Annotated in this window: 1 protein-coding gene; it reads right to left on the reverse strand. The window is 75.5% G+C overall.

The window, feature by feature from the left end:
- Positions 1–51 precede the first annotated feature (51 nt).
- The coding region (locus tag M3677_RS17100; RefSeq protein ID WP_285844926.1) for a 2OG-Fe(II) oxygenase family protein at positions 52–465 on the reverse strand (414 nt) is incomplete at its 5' end.

The raw sequence follows: 465 nt of genomic DNA on the forward strand, positions 1-465 counted from the left end.
CGCCCGGACCAAGGCGGGGGCAACGCCGGGGATTCCCCGGGGCGCTGCAGGTCACCCCCGGGCGGCCAGCACCCGCGCAGCCTCGCGGTCGGCCGCGGTGTTGACCACACCCGCCCGGGATCCGCGCAGCTTGGCGGCCACGTGCTCACCGACGGTGACCGGGAGGTACTTCGGCTGCTCCCCCGGCGCCAGGCAGCCGGGCAGCACCGCGACGACGGCGTCGACGTCCCCGTCGTGGAAGAAGGCGGCCGAGCGGCGGCGACGGATCGCGCCGTCCACGACCGGCGGCACGACCCGGTGCAGGGTCGAGCGCCAGTGCTCGTTGGTCAGCCGGGTGGTGACGTCGCCCAGGTTGACCAGCAGCGCGCCCTCGGCCGGCGAGACGTCGTGCCAGGAGCCGTCGGCGTCGAGGATCTGCAGGCCGGCGACCTGGTCGGCCCACAGCACGGTGACGATGCCGTAGTC

It is taken from the genome of Curtobacterium sp. P97, assembly GCF_023712445.1.
Classification (GTDB): Bacteria; Actinomycetota; Actinomycetes; order Actinomycetales; family Microbacteriaceae; genus Curtobacterium.